The organism is Microbulbifer sp. ABM4_008, from assembly GCF_056311705.1.
The window spans coordinates 4191287-4207171 of sequence record NZ_CM149970.1; the positions used below are offsets into that span (position 1 = coordinate 4191287).

Here is a 15885-nt window from a genome sequence, read left to right on the forward strand (position 1 = left end):
CGCTAACGCAGGGAAACTGCAATCAAGCCGGCACACACCAGCCCCACTCCCAGCAGCTGGGGCCTGTGTGCCGGCTCCTTGAGTAACCAGACCGCCAAGCCCACGCCCAGGGGAATACTCAACTGCCTTAGGGCGACTACATAACTCACATTTTCAGTCATTGTCATCGCCAGCAGTACCAGGCCGTAAGTCGCTCCCATCATGGCACCGGTCAGAGCCCCAACCTTCAAATCCCGAAAACTTTGGATCAATGGCGCAGTGCCACTCTGACCCAAGCACCCCAGAAGCAGCCATACACCACAGGCGAGAAACTGCATCCCCAAATAGCTGTAGGCCAGAACAAGCGCAGGGATAGTGCCTCCCGCAGCATCCCCCAGGTAAATCAGCGCCCCTTTATCCGCCAGTGAATAGCCCACAGTGCCAATGGCTGCTACCAGCGCCCAGGCGCAGTCCGCGCGCCAATAAGCTCTCCAGTGCCACTCGCGGAAATACACCAGCGGTACCAGCAGGCAGCCAATTGTCACCAACAGCATTCCCACCCAGGCGAGTGGAGGCAACGATTGCCCCAACAATACCGTTGCCAGTGCAACCAGCAATACCGGCAATGCTCGAGCAACGGGATAGACCAATCCCATATTGGCTCGCTGGTAGGCGAGGGATAAGCCCCCCATATAAATCATTTGAAAAAAACCACTACCGATAAGTAGGATCCAAAAACTTCGCGGGAGCGAATCAACCTGATATAGCAACCAAAAATTTAGCGGTAAAAGAAAAATTCCAACACTGAGAGTCGCGATACAAAAAAAGGCGGGAGTTGGTGTGCGGGACTTCCCCAGTAAATTCCAACCCGCGTGTAGAAATGCAGAAATTAAAACAAGACTGGCAGCGGTAAACGATATTCCCATAGAGGCCCTCTTCAATTGCGACAGAAAGGCCCCGACAAACCAACCGTAGCCACGAATATGCGCAGTTAAGGCCGCTGGCCAGCAAAGTTTTGCATTCCCTCTTCACTGCCGTAGCATGTCCACCACACTGCAAATCTATCGAGGAGATGTCATGCGCGGCGTATTTCTGGACACTTTGACAATGAAGCTTGAGGAGCTGGATACCTCGGCCCTAACAAATAGTCTAGACCAGTGGGACTTCTATGAAACGACTCCCGCCGAAAAAGTCGCGGAGCGAATCGCCGAGGCCGAGGTGGTAATAACCAATAAAGTCATAATAAGCCGCACATTATTGGAGCAAGCCAGCAAATTAAAAATGATTTGTGTTTGTGCAACCGGTACAAATAACATCGATCTCGCCGCCGCACAGGAATTAAATATTCCGGTGTACAACGTTAAAGGTTATGCGGGGGCTTCTGTACCACAGCACACTCTTGCCCTGATCCTGGCTCTTGCTTCCAAGTGGCACCGCTATCACAACGATGTTTTTGCCGGACGCTGGAGCCAATCTACAATTTTTTGCCTGCTCGATCACCCAGTGGTTGAACTCGCAGGAAAAACACTCGGTATCATTGGCTTTGGTGCCCTCGGGCAGAAGGTGGCAAAACTGGGGGAAGCCCTGGACATGCGGGTACTGGTGGCTGAATCATTTAGCGGCACACCCGCTGAAGGCAGGACGCCACTGCAACAATTGTGTGCAGAGTCCGATGTCATCAGTCTGCACTGCCCGCTCACAGAAGAAACCGATCAGCTGGTAGACGAGCAATTCATCGCCGCGATGAAACCCGGCGCACTCCTGGTCAATACGGCTCGGGGCGGGCTGGTAAATGAACAGGCACTGGCGGATGCTTTGCGCAGTGGACACCTTGGGGGGGCGGCGCTGGATGTCCTCAGCCAGGAGCCCCCACCCGCCAGTCACCCACTATTGGACAGAGATATCCCCAATTTGATTATCACCCCCCACAACGCCTGGATCAGCCGTGAATCACGCCAGCGCCTACTCAACGGCGTCGTAGAGAATATTGAAACCTGGAAAAGTGAGAGTACCAGCCATCCATAAACAACTCGCTTTTATCTAACCCAAGCCATCTCAGGCATCTGCCGGTCCGAGGACTAATCCCCTCTGTGAACTCAGGCCGGCTTTTGCCGTTTGAAACTACGACCGGGCCCGAACAGCTGCCAGCCATAGTCCAAGATCAGTAGCAGAGACAGGGACTTTTTCCTGCAAAAATCGCGTGAAAAAAACCCCTTTTTCAAGTGGGAATTACCACGCGGGACTATAGACTTCCTCGGCAATTAAACCCCGAGAGGAGAAACCTGATGGCAACCGCAAGATCTCCACATACGAACTCCAGTAGGGAGAAGCTGCAACAGGCCTATAATCTTGCTGGAGAGGCCGCTTCACAAGCTGCTGGCAGCTTGAAAGAGAGGGCCCGGACCTCTGTAGAGTCCCAGAGACAACGTGCCACCGATGTAATGGAAAAAGCGGAGTCCTCACTTCGGGAGCGCCCCATTCTCGCTGTTGGCTGTGCATTCGTTGTTGGCTGGGCAATTGCGAAGCTCTTTAAGTAACGCTTCTCTCTTTTTTTCGACTGGTAAGGACACCCCCTGATGGGCAATGAAAAAAAGTCCCAAGCGTCTGGCGAGAATGCCGATTCCGCTGCGCAGGAGCGCAGCCCGGGTCAGTCTTCACCTTCTCCCTCAGGGAAAGACTCTGATGGAGAAGGTGAAAATAGCCTTGAAGCTACCCTTGCTCGCGCCGAGGCAACACTGACCCTACTGACTGCCTGGTTGGCTAATATTCAAAAGCTATTCCAGTTGGAGTTGGATAGAACGATTGCAGCCGGCAAGCGTATTGTTGCCCTGCAACTGATGTTACTACCTCTAAGTGCGGCCCTCATCGTCAGTCTCTGTGGAGGCGTTGGGCTGATTACCTACTATTTTTCCCAGTCTATTTATTTGGCATTTCTGGTATTTATTCTTATCCAGGTCGCTATTTTGGCGGGAGCTATCGTTTATCAAAAGAAGCTGGTGCCCCTACTGGGTTTTGAAGAGACCAAGCGACAAGTTAAAGAGGCTTTAAACGATGTCACTGAAGTCTTTAAATAAACAGATCGAACAATGCAGCCGGGATACGGAGCGACAGCGGCTCAGTGTATTGGCAATCGTAAATCAGCAACAGCAAGATGTTCAGCAGCGTTTACAGGGAATTCCCCTGCCACTGGTTTTAGGCCTCGCTTTAATCGCCGGCTTCGCGGCGGAAAAATTATGGCAATTGCCCCGCACCTCACAGGTGGTTCAGTTTATGCTGTCTATGAGGGCTTTTTAGCCGACGCTACTCTTTATATAAATATTAATTCAACGGCCACTTCTAAAAAGAGGGGCACCGGAAAATAACCTTAGAAAATAGATACTGGCACATCCTTGTGCCAGCCTTACCTATTAATACCCTGTATTAATCAACATCCTTATCAGTCACTTTATCTTGGGTGTTATTGTCAAAATCACCGGCGCTGTGGCGCTCATGTAGTTGTTCACTGGGCTCACCCCAGGTTCGATTGACCATTCGTCCGCGCTTTACTGCTGGCCGCTCTGCAATTTCCCCCACCCAACGATTGAGATTTTTATAACTCTGGGTATCGAGAAATTCCGCCGCACTATAAGCTTCATTGCGCACCAGAGCCCCATACCAGGGCCAGATCGCGATATCGGCGATGGTATAAGTCCTTCCCGCCACATACGGATGCTTCGCCAGCTGTTGGTCCAATACGTCCAACTGGCGCTTTACTTCCATAGCAAATCGGTTGATCGGGTATTCATATTTTTCCGGTGCATAGGCATAAAAGTGTCCAAAGCCTCCCCCCAGGTAAGGAGCCGAGCCCATCTGCCAGAAGAGCCAATTCAAAGCCTCGGTGCGCTGCTCGGGCGTATGGGGCAAGAGGACATTAAACTTTTCCGCCAGGTAAAGCAGTATGGAGCCACTTTCAAATACCCGGATTGGTGGCGTAGTGCTGTGATCCACTAAGACCGGAATCTTGGAATTTGGGTTTGCCTCAACAAAACCACTGCCAAACTGCTCTCCTTCAGTGATACGGACTAAATGGGCATCGTATTCTGCTCCCTCAAACCCGAGTTCCAATAACTCCTCTAACATCACCGTCGCCTTAACCCCGTTCGGCGTGGCCAAAGAATAGAGCTGCATCGGGTGCTGCCCCTGCGGCAGCGCTTTATCATGGGTCGCACCCGCTACCGGCCGATTGATACTGGCAAAAGCGCCCCCGCTTTCCTTATCCCACTGCCAAACCTTGGGGGGAGTGTAGGTTTCGTTCGACATTAAACTGCTCCAACTGAATTTAAGGTTGCTCTCAAGCAAAAACACGCATGCCGAGTCAATATACTGTATTGCCTCTACCCCACGCTTAACACCAAGTACCAAACTGGGTTACCCATCTTGTACCTATCGTTTCAAATTGGCAAAGGTACTGCAAATAGTATCCACAAAGGCCTCCACCTTTACTCCAAGTGGAGGCCTTTTGATCCAAAGGTGTCCCTTTGTCGGCCCTTTTCCCCTGCCACCCTCCTCACGAGTTGAAGCCCCCAAGCGACTCAACCATAATAGCCGCCCTGCGCGGCATTCGACGGTGATCACAAGGAAGGTGCTAGTCTCACCTTAACCCTGCCGACGCCATTGCCGCTGTTCGCGCCACTCCGCCCTCGGGCTTTAACCGGACCTGTTATGACCGAATTTGCCGTCATTCTGCTCAGCACCATCTTGGTCAATAATTATGTGTTAGTGCAGTTTCTCGGCCTGTGCCCGTTTATGGGAGTTTCCAATAAACTGGAGACCGCTGTGGGTATGGCCGGCGCTACCACCTTTGTACTTACTTTGGCCTCTATTTGTTCATACCTGGTCAACACCTATCTGTTGGCCCCTTTTGGTATTGAAGATCTTCGCACCATCTCATTTATTCTGGTGATTGCTGTTGTCGTACAGTTCACGCAGATGTTTATCCAGAAGACCAGCCCGTTGATGTACAAAGTGCTAGGCGTTTTTCTACCGCTGATCACTACCAACTGTGCCGTGTTGGGTGTCGCTCTGCAGAACACTATGAAAGCGCACACTTTTATACAGTCCACTCTTTACGGATTTGGCGCAGCAGTGGGTTTCTCCCTGGTGTTAATCTTGTTTTCCTCGATGCGCGAGCGCCTTTTTGCCGCCGATGTCCCGCTGCCATTTCGCGGCGCCGCAATCGGAATGGTCACTGCCGGACTGATGTCACTGGCATTTATGGGCTTTAGCGGTCTGGTATAGGATTTCGAAATGCTGGACTGGATTTCACAAATTTCTTCTCCCCTGCTGGTGCTCGGTGGCATGGCATTGGTATTCGGTGCCCTGCTGGGTTTCGCCGCCGTTCGCTTCCGGGTGGAGGGTGACCCGCTCGTTGAGCAGGTCGATGCCCTGTTGCCACAGACTCAATGTGGCCAGTGTGGCTACCCCGGCTGTCGCCCCTACGCAGAAGCGATAGTGCACGGCGATACCATCAACAAGTGCCCCCCCGGCGGGCAGGCCACTATCAATGAGTTGGCCAGTCTGCTGGATATAGAGCCCATGCCATTGGACGCCGAGCACGGCGTTGAAGATGTAAAAAAAGTGGCATTTATCCGCGAGGCGGAGTGCATCGGCTGTACCAAATGTATTCAAGCCTGCCCGGTAGATGCCATTGCCGGCGCCGCCAAATATATGCACACGGTGATCACCGATGAGTGCACAGGGTGTGACCTTTGTGTCGAACCCTGCCCCGTTGACTGTATCGATATGGTTCCCCTGGAAACCGCTTTACAGGATTGGCATCCACACAAGCCCAGCGATAGCTCGGTGCTAATTGCCAGCGATCGCCGCACTATTCAAGAACATACCGGGGGAGGCGCGGTTTGAACCCCGTAGATAGCAAGACCAAACAAAGAGAGGCCGTTCAGGAGAGACGCGCAGCCCGCGAGGCACAACTGATTGCCAGTGAAAAAGCGCGCGAGCTGCGCCCCAACGACTTCCCCGGCGGAGTGCACCCTCCCGAGAACAAACACCAGAGTACCGGTGAGCCTATAGGAGTGATCCCCCTCGCCGAGGACTTGATCGTACCACTGCTACAGCACTCCGGTACCACCGCCATACCGCTGGTGAACCTCGGTGATAAGGTATTAAAGGGGCAAAAGATTGCCGAAGCCGACGGTTTCATTAGCTGTCCAGTGCATGCTCCCAGCTCCGGCAGGGTTATGGCCATTGAACCCTATCCAGTTCCCCACCCTTCGGGTCTGCTGGAGGACTGCATTGTCATTCGCACAGACGGCGACGATGCCTGGTGCGAACTCACCCCCTGCGAAGATTACCTCCAGATTTCACCGATAGAGCTTCTGGACAAGATCCGCGACTGCGGTATTGCCGGCATGGGCGGTGCAGGGTTTCCAACCGCTGTGAAGCTAGACCCTCACGGCGGCGCCGAAATTGATACTTTGATTATCAATGGCACAGAGTGTGAGCCCTATATCACTGCCGACGATATGCTTATGCGGGAGCGTGCCGACGAAATTATTGCCGGCGTGGAAATTCTTGCCCATATCCTCGACCAGCCCGAACGGGTATTGATTGGTATCGAAGACAATAAGCCCAAAGCTATCCGCGCGATGCGCAAAGCTGTCGAAGGCACTCGATTCGATATCGTGGTATTCCCCACAAAGTATCCGTCCGGCGGCGAAAAACAGCTGATTCAAATCCTTACCGGCCGAGAAGTGCCCAACAAAGGGCTACCGGCCAATGTGGGGATTGTATGCCAGAATGTCGGCACTGCTCGCGCGGTATATCGCGCGATTCGGTTTGGCGAACCCCTGATCAGCCGAGTGACGACTGTTGTCGGCAAAGCGCTGGAGCAGCAGCGCAATATCGATGTACCTATCGGCACTCCCATAGAACATATCCTCAAATATCACGGTATCCATCGCGGCCTGATGCAAAAGGTGATCATCGGCGGTCCGATGATGGGTTATACGATTGACGATCAACGCGCTCCGATTGTGAAAACCACCAACTGCCTGCTCGTACCGACCCGTGAGGAGCTACCGCCAGCACCGGTGGCCCAAGCTTGTATTCGCTGCGGTTTTTGCGCAGAGGCATGCCCGGCTTCCCTGCTGCCGCAACAACTCTATTGGTATGCCCGCGCCGACGAACGGGAGAAGCTACAGGCCTATAACCTGTTTGACTGTATCGAGTGCGGTGCCTGCTCTTACGTCTGCCCCAGTACGATTCCCCTGGTTCAGTACTATCGCGCTGCCAAAGGTGCAATTCGCACTGCTGAAGCGGAAAAAGAGAAGTCCGATCGCGCACGCGATCGTTTCGAATTCCGCAAGTTGCGCCTTGAAAAAGCTGAAAAAGAGAAAGAAGCAAAACGCGAAGCCCGGCGCAAAGCCGCTGAACAAGCTCGCCAGCAAAGGGAACAAAACCCTGAATCTCCGACAGCCAAAGCTGAGAAGCAGGAAGCAGATGTTGTCGCCGCCGCCCTGGCGCGCGTTAAGTCCCGCCAGGAGGACCCCAAGCAGCTTTTAGCCCGCGCCCAGCGTACTTTCTCCAGTGCCGAGAGCCGGGTGGAACGCATGCGCAATAAACTGGAAGCTGCCGATGAGAGCCAGCGCGACCAATTGGCAGCGCAACTCAAGGCTGCTGAAGTGAAATTGCAGGAAGCACAACACAAGTTGACCCTTGCCGAACGACGCGCCGATAGGGATACCACCCGGGAGCCCAACCAGGAAGAAACCAATGCAGCTGTGCGGGCAATTACCAGAGCCCGTGCCTCCGCTGAGGCGCGGGCCCAGATGAGTGACGCCGACAGACTTGCTGCAGATATCGAAGCACTGCGCAAGCGCGTCACTAAAGCTGAGACTCGCCTGCAAAAGGCTCGGGATGAAGATGATGCCAATCTGGGTGCATTCGAAAGTGCCCTGGAGAAGCTACAAAAGAAACTGGAAGACAAAATGCGCGAACAACAAGCAGCACAGGACGGAAAGCAATAATGTCTCTGATGCGCGCCACCTCCCCTCACGCCCGTTCCGGCAATGACACCACCAAAGTCATGCTACAAGTCGCCGCGGCCACCATACCCGGTGTGCTGGCGATGGTGATTTATTTCGGTATCGGAGTACTGATCAATATTGCCCTGTGCACAATCACAGCGCTTCTGTGTGAAGCAGCGATAATGAGATTGCGCGGCAGGCCGGCAGCATTCTATCTGCGGGATTGCAGTGCTTTTGTAACTGCACTGCTGCTCGGTATCGCGCTTCCAGCCTACTGTGCCTGGTGGCTGCCGATAGTGGGCACTGCGGTGGCAATTGTCCTGGCCAAGCATCTTTATGGCGGCATGGGGTACAACCCATTTAACCCCGCAATGGTGGGCTATGTTGTCCTGCTGATTAGTTTCCCGGTAGATATGACCCGCTGGGTGGGAGCTGCAGAGGTTATCGGTGGGACACCCAGCCTGGAAGAAGCCTTCTCTCTGGTAATCGGTAGCTACAATGTCGATGGTTTTACCCGGGCTACACCGCTGGAAATCGTGCGGTTAAACGAGTCAGTGCTTCTTTCCCAGCTCTATGAAATGGAGCCGGTCCTCAATAAAGGCACATTTGCTGGAGTCGGTTGGGAAACCGTCAGCTTCGGATTCCTGTTAGGTGGGCTGTTCTTACTATTTCGCGGCATTATTACCTGGCATGCACCGGTTGCCATGCTCGCCACCCTCACTCTGATTTCCCTGTTTTTCTACGACAGCGGCAGTTCCTTGTCAGAGGGATCCCCCGTACTGCATTTATTTTCTGGGGCCACCATGTTTGGGGCCTTCTTTATTATTACCGACCCTGTCAGCGGTGCCACCAGTAACCGGGGCCGCCTGATTTTTGGGGCCGGTGTGGGGCTGCTCACTTATGTAATCCGGGCCTGGGGCACTTACCCCGATGCGGTGGCTTTTGCTGTATTGCTGATGAACTTTGCAACACCAACCATTGATAACTACACGCTTCCACGGACCTATGGCCACAAGGGCTCCCGCCGCGCTACCGACCTGGAGGAGAGCTGATGCTTAAACAGTCAATGGCCTCCAATGCCGCTGTTCTCACTCTTATCGCCCTGGTCACTGCAGGTACACTCGCAGTGACCCAAATTACGACTAAAGAACCGATTGAGAGAGCTATCCGGGAAGCTTCGGCGAAAGCGCTACTGGAAATTATTCCATTGGAACGCCACAGTAATGACATGTTGGTAGACACCTATCCAATTCCAAAACCTTACTGGAATCAGCTAGGCCTGCAACAAGGTGGAGATATCAATCTCGCGCGGGAAGAGGACGGAAAAGTCTCCGCAGTCATTGTGCCCGCAGTCACACCGGATGGATATTCCGGCCCGATAAAAATACTCGTTGGTGTGAATCGCGATGGCACTATTGCTGGCGTCAGGGTAACAAGCCACACAGAAACTCCGGGGCTGGGCGATAAAGTCGAGCTAAAAAAAAGTAACTGGGTGCTCCAGTTTGACGGCCTGTCACTAAAAAATCCGCCTTCAGCCGATTGGAAAGTACAAAAGGATGGCGGTGTTTTTGATGAATTTACTGGCGCAACAATTACTCCTCGCGCTGTCGTCAATGAAGTGCACCAGGTGCTTGAGTTTGTAGCCCAGCACCACGAACAAATATTTAATGCGCCAATGTCCAAGCGAGCGGTAGAGATTGAGAACTCTGAAATCGACTCGGAACAAGTACCTGCGGCGGTTGAGGAGCAGAACTGATGGCAACTCCCGGCTACACAGAGATCGCCCAAAATGGGCTGTGGAAAAATAACCCCGCGCTGGTGCAATTGCTTGGCCTCTGTCCCCTGCTAGCGGTCACCGGTTCCGTGGTGAACGGCATCGGCCTCGGCTTGGCCACTACCGGAGTTCTCACCTGCTCCAACCTTGCGGTCTCCCTGATCCGACGACAAATTCCGGATACTGTCCGTTTACCGGCCTCCGTTATGATCATCGCCACCTTCGTTACCTGCGTTGAGCTATTGATGAAGGCTTATACCTACGAGCTTTACTTGGTGCTAGGTATTTTTATCCCGCTAATCGTAACCAACTGTGCGATCCTGGGACGAGCAGATGCTTTTGCCAGTAAAAACCCCGTGCTTCCGTCCTTGGCAGATGGATTTATGATGGGTATAGGTTTCACTGCAGTACTCATCGCCATTGGCGCAGTCAGAGAAATTCTTGGCCAAGGCACGCTATTTTCAGATATGGACTTGTTATTTGGTTCAATGGCAAAAGATTGGGGTATTTCCATTTTTGGCAGTGACTATCCAGGCGTTCTTGTTGCCGTGCTTCCTCCCGGTGCATTCCTTGTCGCCGGCTTATTGATCGCAGCAAAAAACGCCATTGATATCGGTATTGAAAGACATAAAAGCCAGAAAGTTAAGATCATTCCAGGCTCAAAGCGCGTACGTGTTACCGGAAAAATCTCTTAAGATAAGCAGCAGCTAACCAATTTAATTCTGCAATTGAATGGCTATTTATCCTGCCAATCGATTGCAGAACTTAATTTTTTCACCAAAAGCCAAAATGTGAACCCCCTCACTAATCTGTATCTTGCGGATTTTTCATCTTTCACTTTTTCAGTATGATGAGATACATCATCAAATCCCCACTTTTTTACATTTATTGCGCTGTACCAGTGCAATATTCGTGTAATCGAATGTAATAGCATTATTCCCTTTTTTTAATTTTGTTTGGCTAGAATGGCACGGCCGACCAGCTTCACCTTGCTATCGGCGCCAACGCAATAAGACAGGGATAATGCTATGACTGTAGACACTGGAAAGTCTGAATTGGTCTACCACGGCCGCCGGGCCCAACGCGCAGATAGCCGTCTGCGGCGCAAGGCGATTCTAGAGGCCACCCTGAGACTGATCGTTAAAGAAGGTATCCGCGGCATCAGGCACCGTGCAGTCGCCCGCGAAGCTAACGTTCCTCTCGCGGCTACTACTTATTATTTCAAAGACCTGAATGACCTGATCAGCGATTCATTTACTTATTTTGTTGAGCAGGGACTCGAGGCTACACGCCAACTGCATGAAGAGAGTTTTAGTGCGGCACGTAATTTATCCGCACAGGAACGGGCATCACATAGCAGTCGTAAACTGCTGATTCAACAATTGACCCGTTTTATTCTTACTCATGTTCGCACCCAGGCTGAAGACCGGGATCGCAGATTGGTTGAACTGGCATTCCGCAATGAAGCGCTTCGCAATGAGCAGCTGACCCGCGCGGTGCGGATGGCCAATCACGCCAGAGAGTCAATGATTAAGGAATTCTTCCAATTACTGGGTCTAGCGGATTCTGAAGCGGCTGCACAAATTGCTCACGGTACGATCCTGAACCTTGAGTATGAAATTTTGAGTGGTGCTATTGCTATCGACTCACCGCTGTTGGAACGCACCGTCACCTTGATGATCAACGGATTAATTCCAGCGGCAACAGTTGTTGCTGAAACTGCAGCATACGGCTGAATCTTTCTGAATTACTCGTCTCCAGGAAACGGGTATGGAGTTGTCCCCTCCATACCCAACTCCTCTTCACATAGCTCTTTCCAGATAGCTTCCAATAAAGATTAAGTGCAGCTTCCCGGTAGGGAGCTTACCCACTGCTTTAGTAATTCAACGCCCTCTGTATGCACCACGCTTCTACCTAATTCAGGCATCATGGCCCCAGGCGCGGTAGACTCTACACGAAAATTCAAAATAGAATTTTCAGGCTCTCCCGGTACTATTGCGAATAAATGCCCTCCACTGCCTGTACCCGCAGCAATAGGCGGTTTACATAGCCCAAGTTTGCGCCAATCAGTTTCGCTATGATGCAACATAAGCCCTGAGGTATCTGCCGGCCCAGTGGGATTGTGGCAGTGGCCACAATTGATATCCAAATATGCCCTGGCGCGATCTTCCAGCGACACAGTCGCATCGTAAATATTGGCATTTCTCGGCAAACTTTTCAGATCAGGCAGTCCACGTAAATAGCCGGCCTTTTGCCAAAACAGCAATTGATTTTCTACTCCACTACGGTAGGGAAAGTCTTTATTCAGATGTCGAGCCTTAGGGCCGAGAGGAGAAATGGCTTTTTCAGTAAACTTTTCTGCATGACAACCAGCACATTGATTGGCGTCAGGTACTACATAACTAAGGTTTTCCTGCTGTCCGTTCAGGCTAACCAACTGAAAACTTTTCACATCTCCAGCAATCTCAAGAGTTGCCTCAGTCTGCTCTTTATTCCAGACATAGGGCAGCGCCTGCCAATTTTCCTGCCTGCGTATTAAAAGCCGTGTCTCAACGAGACGGACACGATTTAAATCAAGTGCCTGCCCAAAGCTCCCCTCAACATAATCCGCAGAGAAGTCATCGGTACGACGAACTACACCACTACTCTCCTGTGGATAGTAAAATGTCTTGCTTAGGATAGTTCCGACAGGGTAATTAAACTGTTCTTCTCCGTAGGTTGCAAAAGCCCCCTCAGGCAGCCAGACAGTTCTGAACTTATGAGCATAATCGGTAAATAACCCCGTATTTAAATCGTAAGGTAATGCTCTTTCCGCAGGGAAGAGCACACCTTTCTCCAGCCTCAATAAATTCCATGCACTGAGTTTTTCAGGTACCTCTTCTACTGGAAATAAATGAACATCCTTTTTGTATGATTCACACCCTGCAAGGCCAACCAATAATATAAGACTCCAAATAGAGTAGATAAGCTTCCTACTTATTTGATTATTATTCTTCATTAGCTACCTCTATCACTGCCAAATGGTCTTCATTTTCCTGCTTTGAATCAAAGTCTAAAACTACTTTGGCAAGCTTTTCCAAATGACACTGATGAGGTTCTATATCCGTGGATATATTCTTATACTCATTTCCAAAATCTATATTGAGAATTCCTGCAGGCTCGTTATCAATACATAACTTTAATGCTTCAGGTATTTGACCATCCACCAGTTTACTTTGATCAACCACTCCATCCCAAAGAATATCCGGCAATGCACCTGATATTCCAAACATAGCTAACTTCAGAGCTTTTAACTTAAGATGATCTGGCGATGTACCACCGCCAGAAAAGTTATTGGCATAGATATAGATCCCCTCTGGGTATGGGTCAAAATCAGACTGCGTAGACTTATCACTATAGTATCCAGCCGTAAAATAGCTGCTGATCAATATGTTAGCAGTATCATTATCAGAAATATCATTTTCAAAAATCTCCACCCGATCATTCGAGTTAATAACCACCCCAGATCCTGCTGGCACGGCAGCAACCGGCGTGCCCTCATGACCAAAATTTCCAGTATTATTATTCTTTATCTGGTTATTGTAGATACGTGTACTGTGCCCTGGCTGCGGAAGATTAGGCATATTAAAAACAAGAATTCCCCCAGTGTTATTCACAACAATATTGTTGTAAACATCTGCACCGATCGTATTCTCGACCTCAATACCCGCCACATTAAATTCTGCGCGGCTATTGCGAACAATAACATTCCGCGACTGACCGACATAAATCCCTGCATCTGAAGCGCCAATAGCTACCACACCATCGATTAAAGTATTTTCAGTCTGTACAGGATAAATACCATAGGCACCATTTTGGGTAGACGGACCATTGGTCCATTCAACACGAACATCCCTGATGATAATGTTTTTGCCCTCATTAATTTTCAGGGCATCGCCTATGGTATCCTCAATAGCCAACCCCTCAATAGTAAAGTTACTGGCATTAACTAATATCCCCTCAGCACCCTGAATTTGCCCCTCAAAGGAGAGGACAGATTTATCCATGCCAGCTCCACGTAGCGTTACCCCATCAATATTCAGGGATAAACTACGATTGATATGGAATTTACCCTCAGGAATAGTAATAACATCACCAGTCTTTGCGGATATCAGTTTTTTTAGTAGTTGCTTTTGAAAATCAACCTTACTGGAACTGTCCTCAACTCTGGATTCAGGCCGTTCAGAACATCCAACGGGTACTATTAAAGCCAGAATTACTCCCATATTCGCTAAAGTCTTCATAGCCACACCTTTTATATAAATTATTGTCAATTGAGCTACTCAAACCTCAAATTGGCACTACTGTACCAATTTAAAGGTGAAAACAGGACTAAATACACACTTTGATACTATCCAACCAACACCTCGTTATCAAGGCGCTATTATTAGTACAGAAGACAACCCTAGAAATTCATTTAAGCGCCATACTCTCAAAAACAAAAACCACTTATTGAAATCAAGATGGCCAGCACTTCAATTAAAAAATGTCAGTTTTTGTGTTTTCTTATTTACGTATTCTGCTCACTTGACGCTGCTGCCGAAATGATAGCGATACAGATCTCTGCTCCTAATGGATCAAACCTCTACACAGAACAACCTATCGATAAAAGTACAGATATCAAAGGAAGCGAGCCTATCTATATCAAAATATCATCAACTCAATATCAAGCAATAAAGTGCAAAGGCCCGTGGGGCGCTACAAAGTACAAAAAATGGATGACGGAGGGGCCTGGTTTCAAGCTCTACCAAAGTGATAAGCAGCTGCTCATTCAGGTTGTTGAACACCGAGTAATTAGCGCTGACATAGCCATTAACTCCATGAGCATACATTGCATGGACGCAGAACCTAAACAAGTTATTAAATCAATAGCGGAGATAGTGATCGAAAGATCAATAAATTCAGAAGAAATACTAGAGTTTGATAACGGGTATAAATTATCTTACCAGTACTCAATTACAAAAGGAACGCCGTAAGTTTAGTCATTCAGGAAACTATTCATGCCGGCATAAACTTTTGCGCACTCCCCTTTCACTAAATCTTCAAGAATCAAAAATGGATGAATCATATCGGAAAAATGAACATTTTCAGACCTAACACCCACCTCTTCCACTTTCCGGTAGTAAATATCCCCAGTATCCCGGTGCGGGCAAAACTCCACGGTAAAAACTAAGGTTTCAGGAAGAGCTGCCGTAAAATCCATAAAAAGAGGGGATGCTTTTTTTCTACACTGCCCCTCAGCAAAATATTGCCCCAAGTACCAAATTGATTTTCGTGCCTCTAAAAAATAGCCTACCGCATTCTCTTCATGGGACCGTAAATGCATGGTGTAATCGAGAACCGGATAAATTAAAACCTGCTTTTTAATCTTAACGCTGTAGTCAAATTGAGCCAGGTGAGACATTGTGGCGGCCAGAGCGCCACCTGCAGAGTCCCCAGCGACCGACAAACTCGGTTGATAATATAAGCCCAATCTATCCAGTGCCGCCCAAACCCCAACAACTGCGGCATAGCAATCTGTTACTGCGCTCGGATAGCGATTCTCAGGGGCCAACCGGTACTCAGGCGCAACAACAATATGTCGAGTCTCCCGGGCAATCTTTCTGCAAATCGGGTCAAATGAATAAACGTTTCCAGCTACATGACCACCGCCATGAAAATAGACAAGAACAGGTAGAACTTCATCGGGATAGGGGACAAAGACTCTTACCGGTACGTCATATCCAGAGGCATAGATAATGCCATCTTGTACCGAGGCAACATCTGGAATATCGGTCACATACTTATCTATAAACTTTGTGGTCGATTCCCGAACATTGATGGGGTTGAACTCAAAGCCCTTCGAGTAGAGCTCTTTCATAGAGCTGTTGAATTCTTCGAGAAACCCCGAAAGGCGGTCATTTACTTTACGCATTGTCGTTACAGCCAGGATAGAAGAGACTTTGCCGTACCCGTGAATATGAGCCCCTTCACCGGGTACGACGTCGATAGCTTGTATCCCCACCACAACAACAGCCCTAAATCTCCTGGCGAAAATGCCTGAAACGACATTTCATCTAGTGATAGCTA

Annotated in this window: 17 protein-coding genes; 12 read left to right on the forward strand and 5 right to left on the reverse strand. The window is 49.9% G+C overall.

Going from position 1 to position 15885, the window contains the following annotated elements:
• Positions 1–2: 2 nt before the first annotated feature.
• Positions 3–905 (reverse strand): EamA family transporter, encoded by a 903-nt coding sequence (locus ACYX4J_RS18210; RefSeq protein ID WP_444906413.1) that lies wholly within the window; start codon positions 903–905, stop codon positions 3–5.
• A gap of 151 nt (positions 906–1056) precedes the next feature.
• Between ACYX4J_RS18210 and ACYX4J_RS18215 the strand changes: the two genes are divergently transcribed.
• From ACYX4J_RS18215 to ACYX4J_RS18230, 4 genes are all read left to right on the forward strand, one after another.
• A complete protein-coding gene (locus ACYX4J_RS18215; protein WP_282934264.1) occupies positions 1057–2004 on the forward strand; it encodes a D-2-hydroxyacid dehydrogenase in 948 nt (315 codons plus the stop codon).
• A gap of 260 nt (positions 2005–2264) precedes the next feature.
• Positions 2265–2516 carry a hypothetical protein gene (locus ACYX4J_RS18220; protein WP_282934265.1) on the forward strand — a complete coding sequence of 84 codons (252 nt, stop codon included), beginning with the start codon at positions 2265–2267 and terminating at the stop codon, positions 2514–2516.
• Between the two features lie 39 nt (positions 2517–2555).
• Positions 2556–3053: a hypothetical protein gene (locus ACYX4J_RS18225; RefSeq protein WP_445360482.1), complete on the forward strand. Its 498-nt coding sequence runs from the start codon at positions 2556–2558 to the stop codon at positions 3051–3053.
• Positions 3031–3273: a hypothetical protein gene (locus ACYX4J_RS18230; protein WP_413664387.1), complete on the forward strand. Its 243-nt coding sequence runs from the start codon at positions 3031–3033 to the stop codon at positions 3271–3273. Before ACYX4J_RS18225 ends, ACYX4J_RS18230 begins: the two co-directional genes overlap by 23 nt.
• 126 nt (positions 3274–3399) lie before the next feature.
• On the opposite strand, the gene yghU is transcribed toward ACYX4J_RS18230, so the two are convergent.
• Positions 3400–4278 carry a glutathione-dependent disulfide-bond oxidoreductase gene (gene yghU / locus ACYX4J_RS18235; protein ID WP_444895198.1) on the reverse strand — a complete coding sequence of 293 codons (879 nt, stop codon included), beginning with the start codon at positions 4276–4278 and terminating at the stop codon, positions 3400–3402.
• A 402-nt stretch (positions 4279–4680) separates the two neighbouring features.
• On the opposite strand from yghU, the gene rsxA reads away from it, so the two are divergent.
• The 7 genes from rsxA to ACYX4J_RS18270 all read left to right on the forward strand — a co-directional run bounded on the left by rsxA (position 4681) and on the right by ACYX4J_RS18270 (position 11513).
• The gene (rsxA, locus tag ACYX4J_RS18240; RefSeq protein ID WP_108731788.1) at positions 4681–5256 is read left to right on the forward strand and encodes an electron transport complex subunit RsxA; all 576 of its coding nucleotides are present in this window, start codon (positions 4681–4683) and stop codon (positions 5254–5256) included.
• A gap of 9 nt (positions 5257–5265) precedes the next feature.
• The gene (gene rsxB / locus ACYX4J_RS18245; protein ID WP_444912122.1) at positions 5266–5880 is read left to right on the forward strand and encodes an electron transport complex subunit RsxB; all 615 of its coding nucleotides are present in this window, start codon (positions 5266–5268) and stop codon (positions 5878–5880) included.
• A 71-nt stretch (positions 5881–5951) separates the two neighbouring features.
• Entirely contained in the window at positions 5952–8003 is a 2052-nt protein-coding gene (gene rsxC / locus ACYX4J_RS18250) for an electron transport complex subunit RsxC (RefSeq protein WP_476178670.1), read from the forward strand.
• Positions 8003–9055 carry an RnfABCDGE type electron transport complex subunit D gene (locus tag ACYX4J_RS18255; protein WP_476177257.1) on the forward strand — a complete coding sequence of 351 codons (1053 nt, stop codon included), beginning with the start codon at positions 8003–8005 and terminating at the stop codon, positions 9053–9055. Before rsxC ends, ACYX4J_RS18255 begins: the two co-directional genes overlap by 1 nt.
• Complete coding sequence (rsxG, locus tag ACYX4J_RS18260) at positions 9055–9759, forward strand: electron transport complex subunit RsxG (RefSeq protein WP_413664384.1); 705 nt, start codon at positions 9055–9057, stop codon at positions 9757–9759. The genes ACYX4J_RS18255 and rsxG overlap by 1 nt, the downstream gene beginning before the upstream one ends.
• The gene (locus tag ACYX4J_RS18265; protein WP_282934271.1) at positions 9759–10472 is read left to right on the forward strand and encodes an electron transport complex subunit E; all 714 of its coding nucleotides are present in this window, start codon (positions 9759–9761) and stop codon (positions 10470–10472) included. The genes rsxG and ACYX4J_RS18265 overlap by 1 nt, the downstream gene beginning before the upstream one ends.
• A gap of 333 nt (positions 10473–10805) precedes the next feature.
• Positions 10806–11513 (forward strand): TetR/AcrR family transcriptional regulator, encoded by a 708-nt coding sequence (locus tag ACYX4J_RS18270; protein ID WP_282934272.1) that lies wholly within the window; start codon positions 10806–10808, stop codon positions 11511–11513.
• 101 nt (positions 11514–11614) lie between these two features.
• Here the strand turns inward: ACYX4J_RS18270 and ACYX4J_RS18275 are convergent, their stop codons facing one another.
• Positions 11615–12775: an SO2930 family diheme c-type cytochrome gene (locus ACYX4J_RS18275; RefSeq protein ID WP_475708779.1), complete on the reverse strand. Its 1161-nt coding sequence runs from the start codon at positions 12773–12775 to the stop codon at positions 11615–11617.
• Positions 12765–14060, reverse strand: coding sequence for a parallel beta-helix domain-containing protein (locus ACYX4J_RS18280; RefSeq protein WP_476177258.1), 1296 nt, complete (start codon positions 14058–14060; stop codon positions 12765–12767). The genes ACYX4J_RS18275 and ACYX4J_RS18280 overlap by 11 nt, the downstream gene beginning before the upstream one ends.
• A 219-nt stretch (positions 14061–14279) precedes the next feature.
• On the opposite strand from ACYX4J_RS18280, the gene ACYX4J_RS18285 reads away from it, so the two are divergent.
• Positions 14280–14792, forward strand: a complete 513-nt coding sequence (locus ACYX4J_RS18285; RefSeq protein WP_475708781.1) for a hypothetical protein — start codon at positions 14280–14282, stop codon at positions 14790–14792.
• 2 nt (positions 14793–14794) lie between these two features.
• Here the strand turns inward: ACYX4J_RS18285 and ACYX4J_RS18290 are convergent, their stop codons facing one another.
• A complete protein-coding gene (locus tag ACYX4J_RS18290) occupies positions 14795–15823 on the reverse strand; it encodes an alpha/beta hydrolase (RefSeq protein ID WP_476177259.1) in 1029 nt (342 codons plus the stop codon).
• Positions 15824–15885: the final 62 nt, after the last annotated feature.

What these genes read in the sequence shown, in the direction of transcription:
- ACYX4J_RS18210 (WP_444906413.1), bottom strand. Translation starts at nt 905, where the DNA reads ATGGGAATATCGTTTACCGCTGCCAGTCTTGTTTTAATTTCTGCATTT.
- ACYX4J_RS18215 (WP_282934264.1), top strand. Translation starts at nt 1,057, where the DNA reads ATGCGCGGCGTATTTCTGGACACTTTGACAATGAAGCTTGAGGAGCTG.
- ACYX4J_RS18220 (WP_282934265.1), top strand. Translation starts at nt 2,265, where the DNA reads ATGGCAACCGCAAGATCTCCACATACGAACTCCAGTAGGGAGAAGCTG.
- ACYX4J_RS18225 (WP_445360482.1), top strand. Translation starts at nt 2,556, where the DNA reads ATGGGCAATGAAAAAAAGTCCCAAGCGTCTGGCGAGAATGCCGATTCC.
- ACYX4J_RS18230 (WP_413664387.1), top strand. Translation starts at nt 3,031, where the DNA reads ATGTCACTGAAGTCTTTAAATAAACAGATCGAACAATGCAGCCGGGAT.
- yghU (WP_444895198.1), bottom strand. Translation starts at nt 4,278, where the DNA reads ATGTCGAACGAAACCTACACTCCCCCCAAGGTTTGGCAGTGGGATAAG.
- rsxA (WP_108731788.1), top strand. Translation starts at nt 4,681, where the DNA reads ATGACCGAATTTGCCGTCATTCTGCTCAGCACCATCTTGGTCAATAAT.
- rsxB (WP_444912122.1), top strand. Translation starts at nt 5,266, where the DNA reads ATGCTGGACTGGATTTCACAAATTTCTTCTCCCCTGCTGGTGCTCGGT.
- ACYX4J_RS18255 (WP_476177257.1), top strand. Translation starts at nt 8,003, where the DNA reads ATGTCTCTGATGCGCGCCACCTCCCCTCACGCCCGTTCCGGCAATGAC.
- rsxG (WP_413664384.1), top strand. Translation starts at nt 9,055, where the DNA reads ATGCTTAAACAGTCAATGGCCTCCAATGCCGCTGTTCTCACTCTTATC.
- ACYX4J_RS18265 (WP_282934271.1), top strand. Translation starts at nt 9,759, where the DNA reads ATGGCAACTCCCGGCTACACAGAGATCGCCCAAAATGGGCTGTGGAAA.
- ACYX4J_RS18270 (WP_282934272.1), top strand. Translation starts at nt 10,806, where the DNA reads ATGACTGTAGACACTGGAAAGTCTGAATTGGTCTACCACGGCCGCCGG.
- ACYX4J_RS18275 (WP_475708779.1), bottom strand. Translation starts at nt 12,775, where the DNA reads ATGAAGAATAATAATCAAATAAGTAGGAAGCTTATCTACTCTATTTGG.
- ACYX4J_RS18280 (WP_476177258.1), bottom strand. Translation starts at nt 14,060, where the DNA reads ATGAAGACTTTAGCGAATATGGGAGTAATTCTGGCTTTAATAGTACCC.
- ACYX4J_RS18285 (WP_475708781.1), top strand. Translation starts at nt 14,280, where the DNA reads ATGGCCAGCACTTCAATTAAAAAATGTCAGTTTTTGTGTTTTCTTATT.